Annotated in this window: 12 protein-coding genes and 2 pseudogenes; 10 read left to right on the top strand and 4 right to left on the bottom strand. The window is 69.7% G+C overall.

The window, feature by feature from the left end; translation table 11 throughout:
• Positions 1-29 precede the first annotated feature (29 nt).
• The 4 genes from LLH23_15765 to LLH23_15780 all read right to left on the bottom strand — a co-directional run bounded on the left by LLH23_15765 (position 30) and on the right by LLH23_15780 (position 5,714).
• Positions 30-1,403 (bottom strand): PQQ-like beta-propeller repeat protein, encoded by a 1,374-nt coding sequence (locus tag LLH23_15765; GenBank protein ID MCE5239923.1) that lies wholly within the window; start codon positions 1,401-1,403, stop codon positions 30-32.
• Positions 1,404-1,416: 13 nt separating this feature from the next.
• Positions 1,417-3,159 carry a squalene--hopene cyclase gene (locus LLH23_15770; protein ID MCE5239924.1) on the bottom strand — a complete coding sequence of 581 codons (1,743 nt, stop codon included), beginning with the start codon at positions 3,157-3,159 and terminating at the stop codon, positions 1,417-1,419.
• Between the two features lie 246 nt (positions 3,160-3,405).
• Positions 3,406-4,905 carry a hypothetical protein gene (locus LLH23_15775; protein ID MCE5239925.1) on the bottom strand — a complete coding sequence of 500 codons (1,500 nt, stop codon included), beginning with the start codon at positions 4,903-4,905 and terminating at the stop codon, positions 3,406-3,408.
• Positions 4,902-5,714: a ferredoxin family protein gene (locus LLH23_15780; protein MCE5239926.1), complete on the bottom strand. Its 813-nt coding sequence runs from the start codon at positions 5,712-5,714 to the stop codon at positions 4,902-4,904. The genes LLH23_15775 and LLH23_15780 overlap by 4 nt, the downstream gene beginning before the upstream one ends.
• Before the next feature lie 236 nt (positions 5,715-5,950).
• On the opposite strand from LLH23_15780, the gene LLH23_15785 reads away from it, so the two are divergent.
• The 10 genes and pseudogenes from LLH23_15785 to LLH23_15830 form a co-directional block, all read left to right on the top strand.
• Positions 5,951-7,507: a PQQ-binding-like beta-propeller repeat protein gene (locus LLH23_15785; protein ID MCE5239927.1), complete on the top strand. Its 1,557-nt coding sequence runs from the start codon at positions 5,951-5,953 to the stop codon at positions 7,505-7,507.
• A 3-nt stretch (positions 7,508-7,510) separates the two neighbouring features.
• Positions 7,511-8,560 carry a hypothetical protein gene (locus LLH23_15790; protein MCE5239928.1) on the top strand — a complete coding sequence of 350 codons (1,050 nt, stop codon included), beginning with the start codon at positions 7,511-7,513 and terminating at the stop codon, positions 8,558-8,560.
• A gap of 1 nt (position 8,561) precedes the next feature.
• Positions 8,562-8,774: a hypothetical protein gene (locus LLH23_15795; protein MCE5239929.1), complete on the top strand. Its 213-nt coding sequence runs from the start codon at positions 8,562-8,564 to the stop codon at positions 8,772-8,774.
• A gap of 1 nt (position 8,775) precedes the next feature.
• Positions 8,776-9,357, top strand: a complete 582-nt coding sequence (locus tag LLH23_15800) for a 4Fe-4S binding protein (protein MCE5239930.1) — start codon at positions 8,776-8,778, stop codon at positions 9,355-9,357.
• 30 nt (positions 9,358-9,387) lie between these two features.
• Positions 9,388-10,794, top strand: coding sequence for a 4Fe-4S binding protein (locus LLH23_15805; protein MCE5239931.1), 1,407 nt, complete (start codon positions 9,388-9,390; stop codon positions 10,792-10,794).
• Between the two features lies 1 nt (position 10,795).
• Positions 10,796-12,865 carry a PQQ-binding-like beta-propeller repeat protein gene (locus LLH23_15810; GenBank protein ID MCE5239932.1) on the top strand — a complete coding sequence of 690 codons (2,070 nt, stop codon included), beginning with the start codon at positions 10,796-10,798 and terminating at the stop codon, positions 12,863-12,865.
• Between the two features lie 48 nt (positions 12,866-12,913).
• Positions 12,914-14,254, top strand: a complete 1,341-nt coding sequence (locus LLH23_15815; protein ID MCE5239933.1) for an FAD-dependent oxidoreductase — start codon at positions 12,914-12,916, stop codon at positions 14,252-14,254.
• Between the two features lie 66 nt (positions 14,255-14,320).
• Positions 14,321-14,818, top strand: a pseudogene (locus tag LLH23_15820) (NAD(P)H-dependent oxidoreductase subunit E).
• 711 nt (positions 14,819-15,529) lie between these two features.
• A pseudogene (locus LLH23_15825) lies at positions 15,530-16,846 on the top strand (4Fe-4S binding protein).
• Positions 16,843-18,061: FAD-dependent oxidoreductase (locus LLH23_15830; protein ID MCE5239934.1), on the top strand; the 1,219-nt coding region annotated here is incomplete at its 3' end. The pseudogene LLH23_15825 and the gene LLH23_15830, both read left to right, overlap by 4 nt.

Here is an 18,061-nt window from a genome sequence, read left to right on the forward strand (position 1 = left end):
GGACACCCCGCCCTGGCATCCATCTCGCTCTACTGCCCCAGGCAGAAGAGGCTCTTGAGTGTGCGAATGTAGACGCGACTGCCGGCAAAGACCGGGCAGCAGCGGAACGGTTCGAGCGTCAGGCGGCCCACTTCCTCATACTGTCGCCCTGGCTTGACCAGGACAGTGGTGCCCTTCTCGTTGCTGACATAGAGCAGATTGCCTGCCAACGTCACCGCGGGGTACATCGCCGGCGGCAACTGCAGCCTCTGCTCGTAGAGGACCTGGCCGTTCGTGGCGTCAATGGCGCTGAACACGCCGACCTGGGTCACGCAGTAGATGATGCCGTTGTCCAGCACACTGGCCGCGTAGTAGCGGTCCTTGTTGACCTGGGTCTCCCACAGCAACTGCGGCTCGAACGGCTCGGCGGTCGTCGCGGGCAACTTGAAGGCCTTGCCGCCGTTTTGGATGTAGTAGATGTTCCCCTCGGCCATGATAGGGTCGCCATACTCGAGCCGGCAGAGCTTCTTGGCCAGGACCTTACCGTCGCTGGCCTGGACGATGTCCCCGGCGGGGGTGGCGACGATGGCCGTGTCGCCGATGCGCCCGACCTGTGGGGTGCCCCAACTCTCCGGCAGCCGCACCTGCCACAGCGTCTGCCCCGTGGCCGGGTCGAGGGCCATGAGGTTCAGGATGTGGATGATGAGCTTGCCATCGGCGAGCACCGGAGAGGTGCTGTGGCCGTACTCGCTGGCAGAGTGCTCGACAAAGCGGCTCCAGACCTTGTTCCCTTCCAGATCATAGCACGAGACGACGCCATGGCCGAACAGCGCATAGACGTGCTGGCCGTCGGACACAGGCGTGGGCGTGGCATAGCCGTTGATCTGGTAGGTCCGGGGCAGCACGTAGGCGGGTTGTGAGGAGGCCTTGTGCTCTTCCTGCAGGCCCTTCAGCTTCTCCTTGGCGGCCTCAAGCTGGGCCTTCAGATCGGCGTCATCCGGCTTCTCCTTCAGGGCCCGGTCGGTCTTCCAGATGAGGCCCTGGGTCTGGGCAATCTCGCGCCGTAGCTCTGCGGTCCGCTTGTTGGCCTCGGCCATGGCCGCCGGGTCGGCGAAGTTCGGCAAGTCGCTGTAGCTGTTGGTCTTCTGCCACAGAACCTGCCCGGTGGTGACGTCCACGCAGAGGAGCGTGTCCGGCTCGGAGCAAACGAAGATGCGGTTGCCCACGATGACCGGCGTGGCGTTGCCCCACGAGGGCATGGGCGTCGTCCAGATGACGTTGCGGCTCACGGCCCAATCGGTCGGGGGTGTGGCGGAGGGATACCGGCCGGTGCCATCGGTGCGCCAGCCGACGCCGTCGGCATGGGCGAGACAGACAATCAGGCAGAGCGCGATACAGAGCAGCAGAAACCGAGACAGATGCATGCACGACCTCCACTCATGACAATGCCGTCACAGCCTTGCCCAGGGCTTCGACTGTCCAGGCGACGGGATACAGCTCTTCAGCATACCATAAACGGGCGAAGTAGAGTCCGATGGGAGTGGCGTCCGTCCAGTCGCCGCGCTCCACACGGGCAGCCAGATAAGCCGCGCCACGGCGAAGGGCCTCACGAGTCTCGTCGGGCCACCCGGCCAGCCCGGTGACTGCCAGGGCTGTCTCTTCCACGGTGGAAGACGCTCCGGCCGCGCCGCCCCATCCGCCGTCTTCGTTCTGCGCGGCCAGCAGGAACGCCCTCCCCCGCGCCGCCATGTCGCCGGCCGGGTCAAGCTGCGCCAGCGCCGCCAGCACGCGCGCCGTGCCCAGCACCGGATTCTGCTGGTCGGGCGTGGCCTGGTTGCCGAACCACAGCGGCACCCACGCGCCGTCCGGACGCTGGCGGGCGCGGAGGTAGGCGAGGCCGCGCGCGACGGCTTGCTGCGGGCTGGAAAGCCCGCGCTCCACGGCAAGCCGGCTGGAAGCCGGCGCTCCTACGGCCAGGGCCCGCAGCGCGTGCGCGGTCAGGTCGTCGCAGCTCTGATCGAAGGGCAACTGGCCCCAGCCACGACAGAACGTCGGCCAGCCGCCGTCGCTGTTCTGCAGGTCCAGCAGCCACTGCACGCCAGCGGCCCGGGAGGCTTCGTCCAGGTGGTCACCCAGCGCCAGCAGCGCGCCGGGGGTGTCGTCGCCATCGGGCACCGCGCCAGACAGGTGACTCCAGCCCCAGCCGCCGGGCGCGGTGTCGGTGAAGGGGTGACGTTGACGGTACTGACGCGCCGCGAGCCACTGCCGCGTCCGTTCCGCCTCCGGCGGCTCCACACCTGCCGCGGCCAGCGCCGTCAGTGACAGGCTCGTGACCCACACCGACAGGTTCGTGTCAATGGGCCAGCTGCCATCGGACCGGACCGACTGCCGCAGGAAGCGCAGGCCGGCCTGCACGACCAGGTCATCGCGCAGGCCCAGGGAGAGCAGGCCCATGCAGACGAAGGCCGTCAGCGGCGCCGCTTCCAGGAAGCCGCCCGACTGCGGCTGCAGCCCCACGAGCTTGCGCCACACCGTCGGTGTGACCAGGCGTCGCAGCCACGAGGCCGGTGTGCGCGGCGAGCGGTGGAACTCGATCGTCATGCCGACGGCGATGAGCGCCGGGAGGGCGTAGCTCACCACCTGCAGCCGCAGGGCGGGGTACCAGGCGCGCGGCAGCACGGCCAGTTGGTAGGGCAACGGCGGCACCTGCGCCCACTCCACCAGCCCGGCGAGCGCGCAGTTCATCAAGATCGGCACCGCGAAGGTGCGGTCGGCGCCGTAGGCCTGGCGGATGGCGACCACGCGGGAGGCGGCATCGGCGGCGCCATGGGCGGCCAGGTACTCCGTGGGGAAGACAGACGGGTCATCCGCCGCCGCCAGCCGCAGGGCCGAGGCAACGAGCAGCGTGGTCGCGAGACTGGTCGGGCTGTCGGGAGTGTCGCCCCAGCCGCCGTCCGCATTGCGGTGCGCGGCCAGCCAGGCCACGCCGCCGGCGATCAGTTCGCCGTCGGCGGGGTCATCGGCCAATGCCAGTGCCGACAGCGCGGTCGCCGTGCTCAGGGCCGAGGAGGAGAGATGGCCTTCCCAGAAGCCCTCGGCGTTGCGGCGGGCGAGCAGATGCTCGCACGCCGCGTCCAGCGCGGCCCGCACGCGTCCCAGGTTGGTGTCAGCAGTGTCCATGCTCGTAGTGTGAGGCCTGTAGTGTCAGGCCGGTGATCTCACGCCCGTAGTGCGGGCTTCCAGCCCGCCTCATGGAGCGCGGCTCTCCAGAGCCGCAGCCGTCCGGTAACGCCCCTGCGCGCGTGAGGACACGCGCGCCCACGCGGCAAGCCGTAGTGCGGGCTTCCAGCCCGCCCTCGGTCGGGTCGTCTGGCTCTGGGCGGGCTGGAAGCCCGCACTACACCCGCGAGGGCCGCCATCCCGCGCTCATGCCTCGCGCTGGCGCTTCCTGAGCAGATGTCGCCAAAGCAGCACATTGCCCTGCCCGAGGAGCTGGATCAGCACGCGGCGTCCCGGGCCTATGCCACCGGCACGCATGCTGTCCTCATAGACAACCGGCATCGAGCGGAAGTTGAACTCGTAGGCTTCGCGCATGACCTGCCATTGGAGCTTCGTCAGGCGTAGGCGGTTGTGCGCCGGGTCGTCGAGGGGCGCGTGGATGACCGGGAAGATCATCAGGCGGCGGCCCCGGAGAGTGCGAACCCAGTCCAGGGTCCGCTGGGTGTCCGCCTCGGTCTCGGCGGGGCTGCCCACGACGAGGCTGACCATCGGCACGAAGCCCCCTCGCATGAGGCGGTCGAGCTGCTCGCGGCAGAACTCGCCCCAGGTGTCGGGACTTGCCCCCTTCATCTTCGGCCGGCCGCCGAGGCGCACCAGCAACTCGCCCGAGGCCGTCTCGACCCCGAGGTTCAGCCAGGGGTAGCGCTGCGCGCCCGCGCCGAGGAGGTGATGCAACTCCTGCAGTTGGGCGTCGTCATACTGCGCCACGCTGGCGATGTTGGTGTGGTCGGCCTGCAGCAGGCGCACACCGGCCAGGGCCCGCAACTGCCGCAGCATCCCCAGCGCCGCCTCCGGGCGGCAGTTCACCCCCTCGGCGCCGTAGCGTAGCAGGTCCTCGCTGAGCAGCGACAGGTTGGGCTGGCCGGCGCGCAAGTTGGTCTCGGCATCGGCCAGGACCGTCGCCGCGGGCAAGTGCAGCATCGGCAGGCCGCCGAGGGTGCAGAAGTCGCACCCCAGGCCGCAGCCCCGGCTCAACTCGATGGCGCCCATGGTGCTCTCGCCCACAATGGGCGGGATGCGGTCAGCGGCGGGGCAGGCTGTTTGGGTGACGGGCGGAAGCTCGCCTCCGGCCAGTACCTGCCGGGCCAGCCCGGCAATGTCGTCCTCGGCGTAGCCCGTGACCACCTGCTCCAGACCCAGGGAACGCCGCAGGGCCTCATCCTGCGCCACCTGCCAGGCCCCCGGCCCACCCAGGGTGAGCCGGGCGGCGGGCGCGTGACCCGCCCTGACAGCATGGGCGGCGGCGAGGACTTCGTCGAAGAGTTGCTGCGGGTAGATCATCCCCCCGGCGACGCCGGCCATGGTGGAGCTGCTCATGCCGAAGCCAGCGGGCTCGCCGCTGGAGAGGCCAATGAAGCGCGTGTCCGGCCCGCACACGTCGGGTAGGTGCGCCTGATCGGCCAGCGCCACCTCATCGGGGGCGAAGCCGTCGCGCAGCAGGGCCGCCTGCAGACGCCGCAACCCCAGCGGAGCCACGGTGGCCTGGCCGTCCACATGCCTGACCGGCGACAGGAAGAGGCGGGAGACGATCGCGCGCGGGGCGGCGGTGGTCTGGCTGGCCACGAACATGCCGTCCAGCAGCAGCCGATGCCGGGACAGCAGCGTGCGGTCCGCGGTCAGCACCACCGGCGCGCCACCGGGCCTCACCGGGCGTCTCCGTCGGACAGGCTGTCCAGGCGGGCGATGAGGTCGTCAATCTCGGCGCTGACGGGCGACGCGGTCGCCAACTCGCGGCCGCACTCCGGGCAGGCGCCATCGACGGCCACGTGCGCCAGCTCCTCATCGGTCAGTTGCGAGCAGGTGGGGCACGGCCGCTCCGTGCGCTCGTAGTACAGGCGCCGACCGGCCGCCTCCAGGGACATCTCCGTCCCCGGCGCGCCGGCGATGGCCGGGTCGTCATAGAGGGGGAACATGATCGCGCCCTGGGGACAGATGCGCGAGCAGGCCGGGCAGCCGGGTTTGCAGTTGTCCGGCTCGCTGACGCGCACCTGCGTCTCGTCCTCACGCCCGTAGACGCCGAAGAGACAGAAGTCGTGACAATGGCCGCAGGTCTCGCAGCGGTCGTGGTCAATGACGGGATACCAGCGGGCTGCGACGGGCTCGGTCAGGCGTCGCACCTGACCGGGCTGGTGAGCCTGCGCCGGAGGGGGCTCGTATGCCTCGCTGGGGGTCTCCACCTCGCGCAGGTCCACCAGGCGCCATTCCGCGGCGTTCACCCCGTGCCGGGCCATGAGCCAGCGCAGCGGCCGGGGATGCTGCCAGGCCCACAGCGTCACCTGGGCCGGGAGACGGCCCAGCTCAGCCCACACCTCGCTGTCCTCGGGCAGGTGGTACAGGTCGGGCACGACCAGCACCTCGTGCCCATGCCGGGACGCGAGGGTCACGATCTCCTCGACGAGATCATGCTCGGGTGCGGCAGCGTCCAGCTTCTCGGCGACGACCACCGGCTCTCTCATCGCGCAGTCCTGTCGGCAATGTGGGGGCGTCTGGCCGTACACGGAACCGCCCCAATATATCTAATGTTATTACATACATCCTGTGGTTCCCACACCGGCCGCAAGGCGAGCTTGACAGCGCGGGCGGTGCGCAGCTAGTATTGACCGCGACCGCCGCTTACTCCTGTTTGTCCGCTTGCCGCCAGTCATAGGACGGGCTCTGAGTCCGCTTCATCCACCGCCACGAGGAGACCAGCATGGCCCATACGCCAGGACCCCCGACGGGCAACCAGCCGCGCCGCGATGACGTGCTTGTGGTGAAAGGGGTGGGAGAGAAGCGCACCCCGGGCCAGTGGGCCATCCTGATCGGCATTCCCGGTCTGCTCGTGGTCGTTGGTGTCGTCGTTGTGCTGGCGCTGACACACACCAGACCACAGGTCAATGTGCAGTCGCGGGCAACGCAGCAGACGCCCGGAGCGCCGCAAGCGGGTGCTCCGGCGGCCGGGCAATCCCAGACAGGGGCTCCGACAGCCACGTCGCCGGCCGGCACACCAGGCGCGACGACCGCGCCCGACACCGCCGGCACGACGCCGTCTCCCACGCCCACGACGTCCACGGGCGCGGCAGCGAACGTGTCCGGGTCGGCCATCTGGGAAGGCTTCCGCGGCCCCGGACGCATGAACATCAGCAATGAGGGTCTCGCGCGCAGCTTCCCGGCCTCCGGTCCCAGGCGGCTGTGGCAGCTACCGCTGGGTGAGGGCCATGCGGGGGCGGCAGTCTACAAGGGCCGCGTCTATGTCCTGGACTACAACGCTGGCTCACGTCGCGATGAGTTGAAGTGCCTGGACCTCAGCAGCGGCAAGCAGCTCTGGAGCCAGGGCTACAACGTGGACATCAAGAGCAACCACGGCATGTCGCGCACGGTCCCGGCGGTGGACGGCAACTACGTGGTCACGCTCGGGCCGATGGGACAGGTCATGTGCTGCGAGGCCAACAGCGGCAAGGTGCTGTGGAAGAAGGACCTGGTGGCTGAGTACGGCACGCGCATCCCGACCTGGTATGCGGGGCAGTGCCCGCTCATCGAGAACAACAACGCCATCATCGCCCCCGGCGGCAAGGCGCTCATGATTGCGCTGCATCTGCCCACGGGGAAGGTCACCTGGAGCACGCCGAACCCCAGGGGCTGGCAGATGACCCATAGCTCCATCATGCCGGTGCAGTTCGGCGGCAAGCGCATCTACGTGTACCCGGCCAGCGGGGGCGTGGTCGGAGTGAACGCCCGCAACGGGCAGTTGCTGTGGAGCACGCCCGAATGGACCGTGAACACCGCCAATGTGCCCGCCGCAGTGCCGCTGGGCAACGATGGCCGCATCTTCGTCTGCGGCGGCTACAACTCGGGCGCGGCGATTCTGCAGATGGGCTCGGGCGGCACGAGTGTCAGGATGGTCAAGCGCATCCGGCCCAACATCTTCCAGTCGCACCAGCAGACCCCGATCCTGTACCAGGGGCACCTGTACGGGGTGCGCATGCCCGGCGACCTGGTCTGCCTGGACCTGAACGGGAATGTGGTCTGGTCCAGCGGCAACACCGCCCGCTTCGGCATCGGACCCTATGTCATGGCCAATGGCGTGCTCTATGTCCTGGGCGACACCGGCGACCTGGCCATCGTCGAGGCCAACCCCTCCGGCTACAGGCAACTGGCCAAGGCGAAGGTGCTCACCGGCGCGGACGCCTGGGCGCCCATCGCCGTGGCCGACGGTAAGCTGATCTGCCGTGACAGCACGACCATGGTGTGCCTGGACATGCGACGGTAGCGGATGAACGAGCTGCCTGACGTCACAACACGCAAGCCCGGCCTGACGGTGCTGGCCATCGTGCTCATCGTGGCGGCGACCGCCGTGTTCGCGTGGCTGGCGTACCGGGGGGACCTGCTCCAGCGGCAGAACGCCGCGCGCGTGGCGCAACAGACGGAGGCGTCAAAAGCGCTTCAGCGGGCCAACCAGGCGCAGGCAGCGTGGCGGCAGACGGGCGCGGTCGCCACGGACTTGCAGCATCCTGTCGCCATCGCCCGTAACGCCAAGGTCCTGTACGTGGCTGGCGACCGCGTCGTCAAGGCGCTGTACCTGGGGCATGCGTGGGAGTTCAGCCTGAGCCTGCCCGGGGAGCCCACCGCCCTGGGCGCCGACGGCAAGCGCCTGGCAGTAGGCCTGCGGGACCGGGTGGCAGTCTACTCCGTCGAGGCCATCGCCGGGCGCCAGGGGCTGGTGCAACCGCAGGAGTTGCAGACCCCCGTTGTCCTGGGGGAGCGGGCCTATGTCACCGGACTGGCGTTCGTCGGGAATGAGATCTGGGTGGCTGACGCCGGCAACCGGCGGGTCCACCGCATGCGGAACGGCAGGCTGGTGGGCGACGTCGGGACGCCGGATCGGGTCTCGGGCTATCCCGGCCTGATCGTCCCCAGCCCGCACCTGGACTTGGCCCTGCTGCCCTCGGGAGACGTACTCGTGAACAACCCAGGCCGGCAGCGGGTCGAGATCTGGAATAGGGCGGGGCAACCGGTGCGTCTATTCGGGCAGGCGGCGATGTCGGACGAGGGCTTCGCAGGGTGCTGCAACCCTGTGGCAGTGGCTGCTCTGCCCGATGGTCGCATCGTCACGGCTGAGAAGGGGCTGGTGCGGGTCAAGGTCTATCAGGCCGACGGCACGTTCCAGAGCGTGGTCGCGACGCCGCCAGTGCTGGCACGCGGGGAGGACGGCCTGGATGTGGCGACGACAGCCGAGGGGCAGATACTGGTCCTCGACCCGCGCGCGAGGGCAATCCTGACCTTCGCCGAGAACACCGCCCCACAGGCACAAGGCAGTCACTGAGATGAACCACAAGACCGAGGACGGAGCAGACGCCGGGCGGCGGGCGTTCGTGCGGACGACAGTCCGCTGGACGGCTGCGCTGGCACTGGGCGGCGGGTTGGCGGCGCTGACACGCGGCTCGCGGCAGTGCGCGCAGCCCTGTGCCTCCTGTCCCGACTGGGCCGCCTGCCGCAAGTCAGAACGCGAGCCGCTGGCACAGGGGCCGGGAAAGTGACATGAGCAAGATCATCGTGCCATCGCAAGAGGGCGGGCTGCTCGGGCGGCGGGGCTTCCTGGGTCATTGCCTGCGGGGCCTGGGCGTTGTGGGCCTCAGTGGCTTGACCGGCTTGCTGGTGCGTGGGAGCGAGGCCGGAAGCACCGTGTGGCAGATTGATCCGGAGCGCTGCATCGGCTGCGGCAACTGCGCCAAGAACTGCGTGCTGAAGCCCTCGGCGGTCAAGTGCGTGCACGAGTACAAGATGTGCGGCTACTGCGAGTTGTGCTTCGGCTATCTGGCCGACGTGCGGCCCGGCGACACTCCCGGCGCCGGCAACGAGCGCTGCCCCACCGGGGCGATCTCGCGGAGCTTCGTCGAGCAGCCCTACTACCAGTACACGATTGATGAGCAGAAGTGCTACGGCTGTGGCCAGTGCGTCAAGGGCTGCAAGGCCTTCGGCAACAACTCGCTGATCCTGCAGGTGCGGCATGACCGCTGCGTGAACTGCAACGAGTGCGCCATCGCCCGCCAGTGTCCAGCGCAAGCGTTCGTGCGCGTGCCGGCCGGCCGCCCCTACCTGCTCCGGACCCAGAACGAGTAGCCATCAGCCGAGACGGCCATCTGTGACGTGATGAAGAACACGCTCCGCTCCACCCCCTCCGTCGGTGCCCATGGGGGCAGGTGTATCGCCTGCCCCTCTGCCGTGTCAGCGGCTGCCGTCTGTGCGCTGGTGGCGCTGGCGCTGCTGTGGGGCTCGGCCGCCTGCGGGGCCGAGAACTTCCCGCGCCCGGACTTCACCCGCGGCGAGACCTTCCCCGAGCAGATCAACCCCTTCCCCCGCGCGGCGTGGCTGACTTATGTGGACCTCGCCGCGCTGGTGGTGACGCTGGCGCTGGCGACGCTGTTCAGCCTCAAGCTGCGCTCGCGGGCCCACCTGTTCGCGCTGGCGCTCTTCGCGGTGGCCTACTTCGGGTTCTATCGCCACGGCTGTGTCTGCGCGATCGGCGCCATCCAGAACGTCGCCTACGCGCTGGGGGCCAACGGCTACAAGCTGCCGCTGGTGGTCGGTCTCTTCTTCGCCCTGCCCCTGTTGTTCGCGCTCTTCTTCGGGCGTACGTTCTGCGCTGGGGTGTGCCCGCTGGGGGCGCTGCAGGAGATCATCGTGCTGCGACCGGTCCGGGTGCCGGCCTGGCTGGACGCCATGCTGAGCCAGATTCCCTTCATCTTCGGGGGCGTAGCGGTTCTGTACGCCGCCGTGGGCAGCACCTTCTTGATCTGCCGCTATGATCCGTTCATCGAGTTTTTCCGTTTCGGTGGGACGCTGCCGCTGTTGCTGTTTGGCGCCGGGCTGCTGGTGCTGGGCATCTTCGTGGGGCGACCGTATTGCCGCTATGTTTGCCCGCTGTCGGCGCTGCTGCGGCTGGCGGCACCACTGGCGCAGTGGCGGCCGCGCATCACGACGGGCGAGTGCGTGAACTGCCACCTGTGCGCCCAGGCCTGCCCATATGGGGCCATCCGACCGCCCACGGCGCCCGAACGGGGCTTCAACCGCCGTGCCGGGCGCCGCTCGCTGGCCCTGCAGCTCCTGCTCCTGCCGTTGTTCATGGCGCTGGGCGGCGGGCTCCTGCGGCTGAGCAGCTTCTCGCTGGCGCAGCTTGACCCACGCGTGCGGCTGGCCGAGGAAGTCTGGATGCAGGAGCAGGGGATCATCCAGGAACCCACGGACGCGCTGGAGGCATTCGGGAATCTGGAGCAGCCGAATCTCGCGGCCTACCAACGTGGCGCCGCGGTCCAGAAGTGGTTTGACACGGGCTCGTGGTTCCTGGGCGGCTGGATCGGGCTGATCTTTGGGCTCAAGCTCGTGGGCATGTCCCTGCGGCGACGCCGGGAGACCTACTCGATCGATGTTGCGTCGTGTGTTCACTGCGGAAGGTGCTATAATGTGTGCCCTCTGACGCGCGAGGGCGCCGCAGGGGATGAGGGACCGGGGCCCGGCCCCCTGCCGCTAGGGTCTGGCGTCGGTTTCGACGGAGGATAACATGAGTCTCGACACACCGCCGGTGGTCGCCCGGCGTGACAATAGCGAACTGTATCGCCAGGTATGTCTGCTGGTGGCCGCGGTGGCCCTGGTGTTCTGCGTGGTCGTCCTCGGTCTGCTCATCAACAACACGATCCAGGCCCGGTGGTACGACCCCCTGACCTCCGCCCGGCTCATCGCCGTGAAGGCCGAACTCGCCAAAGATCCCTTCAACACCGAGTTGTCGGACCAGGTGACCGTGCTGGACCAGTACGTGCGTCAGCGCTACTTCACCGCTCGCTACCAGGCGGTCGTCGGCTTCTACGTGCTGCTCGGGGGCATCGCCGTGATGTTCGTGGCGCTGCATCTGGCCACCGTCCTGCGGCGCACGATCCCCTTCCCGCTGGGGCTCAAGCCGGCCGAGGCCTGGCTGCAGGCCGCGCTGAACCGCCGGGCTTTCATCATGTCGGGGATCGTGCTGGTGGCGGCGATGGTCATGCTGGCGGTGCTGTCGCGGCACGATGCGGTGGCGGCGTATGTGCAGACCGCCCAACAGGCAGGTCCGGCCGACGTCTTTGCCGAGACGCTACCCAACATGGAGCCGGGGCTCATGACCCCGACGACGACCCCGGACGTCATGACGCCGCCTGCGCCACCGAATCTGCCGTCGTTCACCCCGCCACCCTCGCCGTCCACAACGCCGTCGTACACGCCGCCCTCCACGCCCCCGAACATGGGGCCCGAAGCGCCGCCGCCACCGCCTGGGCCCAGCGACGGCATAGCCCCCCCGCGCCCGCCCGGGCACGGCGGCAAGAATGGCGCCGGCCCCAAGCCGGGCAAGACGCCCGAGGGTCAGGGCGGCATCAAGCCCCTGACCAGCGATGGCGCAGCCGCCACGGGCGGCCCCGCGGTGGCCGACCTGGCCAAGAGCTGGCATGTCTTCCGCGGCCCCTTCGCCGGCATTGCCGGCGAGGACAAGTACCCGACGACCTGGGACGGCATCTCCGGCAAGAATGTGCTGTGGAAGACGCCCATGCCGCTCAAGGCGCCCAACTCGCCCATCTACTGGGGCGGCAAGCTGTTCATGACCGGGGCGGATGTCGTCCGGCGCGATGTCTACTGCTTCAGCGCCGACACCGGCAAGATGCTGTGGAAGAAGCCCGTCGAGGTCAAGGGGGGCAAGAAGCCGGAGCCGCCGCAAGTCACGGACGAGACCGGCTATGCCGCGCCCACGATGACCACCGACGGCCAGCGCGTGTTCGCCATGTTCGCGAACGGGGACATTGCCGCGTTCGACTTCGATGGCAAGTCCCTGTGGATGCGGAACCTCGGCGTGCCACAGAACCCCTACGGCCACGCCTCGTCGCTGGCCCTGTACAAGAACCTCGTGCTCATCCAGTTCGACCAGGGCGGAGACGCCTCGGAGAAGCTGTCGAGCCTGATCGCCCTCAACGTCGAGACCGGCAAGACGATCTACCGCACGCCACGGCCCGTCCCCGCGTGCTGGAGCAGCCCGTTGGTCATCAACACCGGACTGCGAGACGAAGCCATCCTGTGTGGCAACCCCTACGTGATCGCCTACGATCCCGGCAGCGGCAAGGAGCTGTGGCGGGTGGAGTGCCTGATGGGGGATATCGCCCCCTCGCCGTGCTTCGCGGGCGGCCTGGTGATCGTCGGGCAGGAGGGCGCCGGGGTCGTCGCCATCCGCCCGCCGGGCTCGGACGGCGGCGAAGCCGAGGTGGCCTGGACGTCCAGCGACTGGGCCCCCGACACGGTCAGCCCCGTCAGCGACGGCAAGCTGGTCTGGATCGTCTCCAGTTCCGGGATGCTGGTCTGTCTGGACCTGAAGACCGGCGAGAAGCAGTACGAGCACGACCTGGGGATGCCCTGTGAGGCTTCGCCGGTCATCGTCGGCACCTCCCTGTATGTCACGGACACCGCCGGCGTCACGCACATCTGCGGCACCGGCCCGGCGTTCAAGAGCCTCGGGTCGGGCAAGCTGGGCGAGGGCGTGCGCGCGACCCCGGTGCTGCTGGAGGGGCGTGTATACCTGCGTGGGGACAAGAACCTGTTCGCGGTGGGCGCCAAGTAGCGCGAGCCTGCCTCAGTCCACCGCCACCGCCCCGAGAGGGACACCCGAATGTCTTCCCCGACCATCAATCTGCCGCCGATCCCGCTGGCCGGCGCCTACGACGTGATTGTGTGCGGGGCCGGACCCGCCGGCCTCGGCGCCGCTCTGGCGGCGGGACGCCGTGGCGCGCGCACGGTGCTGCTCGAGCGTATGGGCGCGGTCGGCGGACTGGCCGTGCACTCGCCGGTCAACACCTGGTGTGACACGCCGGGCGGGCGGCTGTTCGATGAACTGGAGGCGCGGCTGGCAGCGTTGGGCAAGGTGCGGCGAGCGTTCCACCCGGACCGCCACGTCTACCCGCGCGGTCGGGCCGTGCTGGAGCGCGAGGCGCTCAAGCTCGTCGCGATGGAGATGCTGCGCGAGGCCGGGGTGGAGGTGCGGCTGGGGACGGCCTTCGCCCAGGCCCTGACCGAGGGCGCGCAGGTGACCGGTGTCGTCGTCGCCGACAAGAACGGCCTGTCTGCGCTGTCAGCCCCCGTGGTGATTGACTGCACGGCAGATGCCGACGTGGCGGCCAGTGCCGGCGCCGAATGCCTCAAGGGCGACCCGGAAGATGGTCGCCTGATGCACGTCAACTTCATGTATGAGATCGTGGGGGCCGACCGGGAGGGGTACGCCGCGCGCCAGCCGGCCACCGACGACCTGCTGGCGATGATCGCCGCCGCCCACGGAAGCGGCGAGTTGGTCGCCCCGCCGGGCTGCTTCCGCCCGCGCGCCGCCACGTTCCCCTACCACCCGGACGAGGACTGCCTTGTGCTCGCCTCGTGGGAGATCGAGGGCGTGGACTGCTCGGACTGGGCGGCGGTGAACGCGCTGCTCGGCCAGTGCCAGGTCGCGGCGCTGCAGGTCGTGCGCTTCGCGCGCGCCCACCTGCCGGGCTATGACAGCTGCGCCGTCGGGCGGGTGTGGGATGTCCTGGGGACGCGCGAGTCGCGTCGTCTCGTCGGGCAAGCGACGCTGACGGGCGAGGATGTGCTGGCAGCCCGCAAGTTCCCTGACGGCATCGCGCAGGCGACGTTCTTCATAGACTTCCATGACTCGCCGCCCGGTCGGAGCATCCCCTACACGCACGACTTCCGGGTGAGCCATGCCCCGCCGTGCGGCGACTGGTACGAGATACCCTACGGCTGTCTGGTGCCCCGTCGTGTGACCGGCCTGCTGGTCGCCGGCCGGTGCATCTCGGCGGCCCGCGCAGGCCTGGCCTCGATGCGGGTCATGCCGTCGTGCATGTTCACCGGCGAAGCCGCCGGGACGGCGGCCGCCCTGGCGGTCCAGCGTGGCTGCCTGCCCCACCAACTCGACGGGCGGGAACTGAAGCCCCTGCTGATGACGCCCGACCAGCTCATGTAGCACCGGCCCGCCGACCGTTCCCGCCGGCGCCACACGTCGCGCCTGCCGCCTGCCAGGAAACCAAGCATGAGTTTGCCCATCCCCCATGCCGCCTGCGCCTGCTCCGACGCCCCTCCGGTGGACCTGACCGCCGTGGAGGACATCGTGGCACAGCATGGCACGCGCCCGGCGGCCGCCATTCCCATCCTCCAGGCGCTCCAGAAGCACTACAACTATCTCCCCGAGGCGGCCCTGCGGCGCGTGTGCGAACTGACCGAGATCACACCCGCCCAGCTCTTCGGCGTCGCCACTTTCTACCCGCGTTTCCGCCACCAGCCCGCCGGCAAGCACGTCATCAGCGTCTGCCACGGCACCGCCTGCCACGTCAAGGGCGCGCCGCTGGTGAGCGAGGCGCTCCAGCGCCTGCTGCAACTGGGCGAGGGCGCCGACACCAGCGCCGACGGCCTGTTCACGCTGCAGCGGGTGGATTGCCTCGGCTGCTGCACGCTCGCGCCCGTGGTGCAGATTGACGGCATCACCTATGGCCACCTGACGCCCGACGCGGTGGAGACGACGCTCCAGGACTTCCTGGAGATGCAGCGTCGCACGGCGGCGGGCGCGCGGGCCAGCCAGTTGCCGGTCCAGGATGTCCCGGCCCACGCGGAGATCCACATCGGCGCCGGGTCGTGCTGCCTGGCCGGGGGGAGCCTGCAGGTGCGGGAGGCGCTCGAGGAGGCGGTCCGCGACCTGGGGCTGCCCGTGCTCGTCAAGCCCGTGGGCTGTGTGGGGATGTGCCACCAGACGCCGCTGGTCGAGGTGCACGCGCCCGGACGGCCCTCGGCGATGTACGCCCGCGTGCAGCCCGAGGACGCGCCTGCCATCGTCCAGCGGCACTTCGCACCCCGGGGCGCCCTGCGGCGGGCCCGCAGTCTCGTCCAGCGCGGCCTGGACTTCATCCTCACCGACGAGGTCTGGGAGCCGGTGACGCGCTACTCGATCAACACGCGCGACGGCGCGGTGGGCGCCTTCCTCGGGGGGCAGCAGCACCTGGCGACGGAGCTATATGGCGCGCTCGACCCGCTGGACCTCGATGACTACCTGGCGCACGACGGCTTCGCTGCGGTGCGCCGCTGCCGCGTGGCTGAGGGCTCCACGGCGTGGGAGCGGTCACAGACCGCGACGTCGGGGTCGGTGACCCCTCCCACAGGCGATGCAGTGTCGGGGTCGGTGACCCCTCCCACAGCCGACACAGTGTCGGGGTCGGTGACCCCTCCCATGGCTGGCGCACGGGAGGAACTCAGCCCCGAGGACGTGATCGCCGAGATCGCAGCCGCCGGCCTGCGCGGGCGCGGTGGGGCGGGCTTCCGCACGGCGCGCAAGTGGCGCCTCGTGCGCGAGGCCGAGGCTACGCCCAAGTACGCTATCTGCAACGGCGACGAGGGCGATCCCGGCGCCTTCATGGATCGCATGCTGCTCGAGTCGTATCCCTACCGTGTCATCGAGGGCCTGGCCATCTCCGCCTATGCCGTGGGGGCGACCGAGGCGTTCTTCTACATCCGCCATGAGTACGGGCTGGCGTGGCAGCGCGTGGAAGAGGCCATCCGGCGCTGCCAGGTGCGGGGGCTGCTGGGCGACCTGAAGATCAGCATCATGCAGGGGGCGGGAGCCTTCGTGTGCGGCGAGGAGACAGGGCTGATCGCCTCGCTGGAGGGCCGGCGGGGCATGCCGCGCCATCGCCCACCCTTCCCGGCCGAGGAAGGCCTCTGGGGCCAGCCCACGCTCGTGAATAATGTCGAGACCCTGGCGCTCGTGCCGTGGATCATCCGCCACGGGGCCACGGCCTTCGCCGCCATGGGCACCGAGCACAGCAAGGGCACCAAGGTCTTCTCGCTCACCGGCAAGGTCCAGCGCGGCGGCCTGATCGAGGTGCCGATGGGCGCGACCATCCGGCAGATCATCGAGGAGATCGGGGGCGGTGTCGGCGAGGGACGGCGCTTCAAGGCCGTGCAGATTGGCGGGCCGTCGGGCGGCTGCATCCCGGCTGAGCTGGCCGACACGCCGGTGGACTACGAGAGCCTCGGCTCCGTGGGCGCCATCATGGGCTCGGGCGGCCTGGTCGCGCTCGACGACACCGACTGCATGGTGGATGTCGCGCGCTACTTCCTGGAGTTCACCCAGCGCGAGTCCTGTGGCAAGTGTACGTTCTGCCGCGTTGGGACGCGCCGGATGCTGGACATCATGGAGCGCATCTGCACGGGCGAGGGCAAGGCCGACGACCTGGCGCGCCTGGAGCACCTGGGGCACACCATCAAGCAGAGCGCGTTGTGCGGCCTCGGGCGGACCGCCCCCAACCCGGTACTGTCCACGTTGCGCTACTTCCGCGATGAGTACGAGGCCCATCTGCAGGGCCGCTGCCCGGCGGGCAAGTGCAAGGCGCTCATCCACTACCGCATCAAGGACGACTGCGTGGGCTGCACCAAGTGCGCCCAGGCCTGCCCCGGCGGGGCCATCGCCATCACGCCCTACGAAGTCCACGTGATTGACCAGGAGAAGTGCCTGCGCTGCGGCACGTGCCTGCAGGTCTGCCCGACCGGATCGGTGGTGGTCGAGTGACCATCCACCTGACCATTGACGGCAAGCCGGTGACGGCGCCGGCCGGGGCGAACATCGTCGCCGCGGCGCGGCTGGCGGGGCTGGAGATCCCGACTCTGTGCCACCGCGAGGGCTGCACCCCGGAGACCTCGTGCCTGGTCTGCGTGGCCCGCGTGGACGGCTCGCCCCGCCTCGTCCCGACCTGTGCCACAACCGTGGCTGAGGGCATGGTGGTCGAGAGCGAGACCGAGGAAGTCCGTGCGGCCCGGAAGATGGCGCTGGAGCTGCTCCTGGGCGACCATGCCGGCGATTGCATCGCCCCCTGCCGCATGGCGTGCCCGGCGGGAATGGACATCCCGGAGATGCTGCGGCTCATCCGCCTGGGTCGCATGGACGAGGCCGTCGCGGTCGTCAAGCGGCGCATCCCGTTCCCGGCCATCCTGGGGCGCATCTGCCCCGCCCCGTGCGAGGGGCCGTGCCGGCGCGGGGAACTCGACGAGCCCGTCTGCATCAGGGACCTCAAGCGCGCTGTCGGCGATCATGACCTGCAGAGCGCCGCGCCCTATGAGCCCCTCTTCCCCCCCGCTACCGGCCGTCGCGTCGCCATCGTCGGCGCGGGCCCGGCCGGGCTGTCCGCGGCCTACGAGCTGCGGCGCCTGGGCCATGCCGTCACTGTCCTGGACGACCATGACCAGCCCGGCGGCATGATGCGTTACGGTGTGTCGCCCGAGGAGCTGCCTGCGGACGTGCTCGACGGGGAGATCGCGCGCGTGCTCGCCGTCGGCATGGAGTGGCTGCCCGGCAGACGGCTGGGGCGTGACATGTCAATGTCGCAACTGCAGGCGGCGTTCGACGCGGTGCTGCTGGCTTGTGGCCCGCTGCCGCCAGAGGAGCTGGCGGCGCTGGGGCTGCAGACCGCCGGCAAGGGTGTCGCCGTGGATCACCAAACGCTCCAGACAGCCCTGCCCGGCGTCTTCGCGGCCGGGGGTGTGGTGACGCCGATGAAGCTGGCGGTCCGCGCCGTGGCTCAGGGCCATGCCGCGGCTCGTGCCATCGGCCTGTTCCTGCGCGGCGAGGCCCCCCGGGTCCCGGAGCGCCCGTTCACGACCCGCCCGGGCAAGCTGGCCGAGGACGAACTGCGGGCAGTGTCTGCAGAAGTGGCTGTTGTAGGAGCGGTCACCGACCGCGACCGGTCGCGGTCGGTGACCGCCCCTTCAGCAACCACTCCTACAAACG

The organism is bacterium (assembly GCA_021372615.1).
GTDB lineage: Bacteria > Armatimonadota > Zipacnadia > Zipacnadales > UBA11051 > JAJFUB01.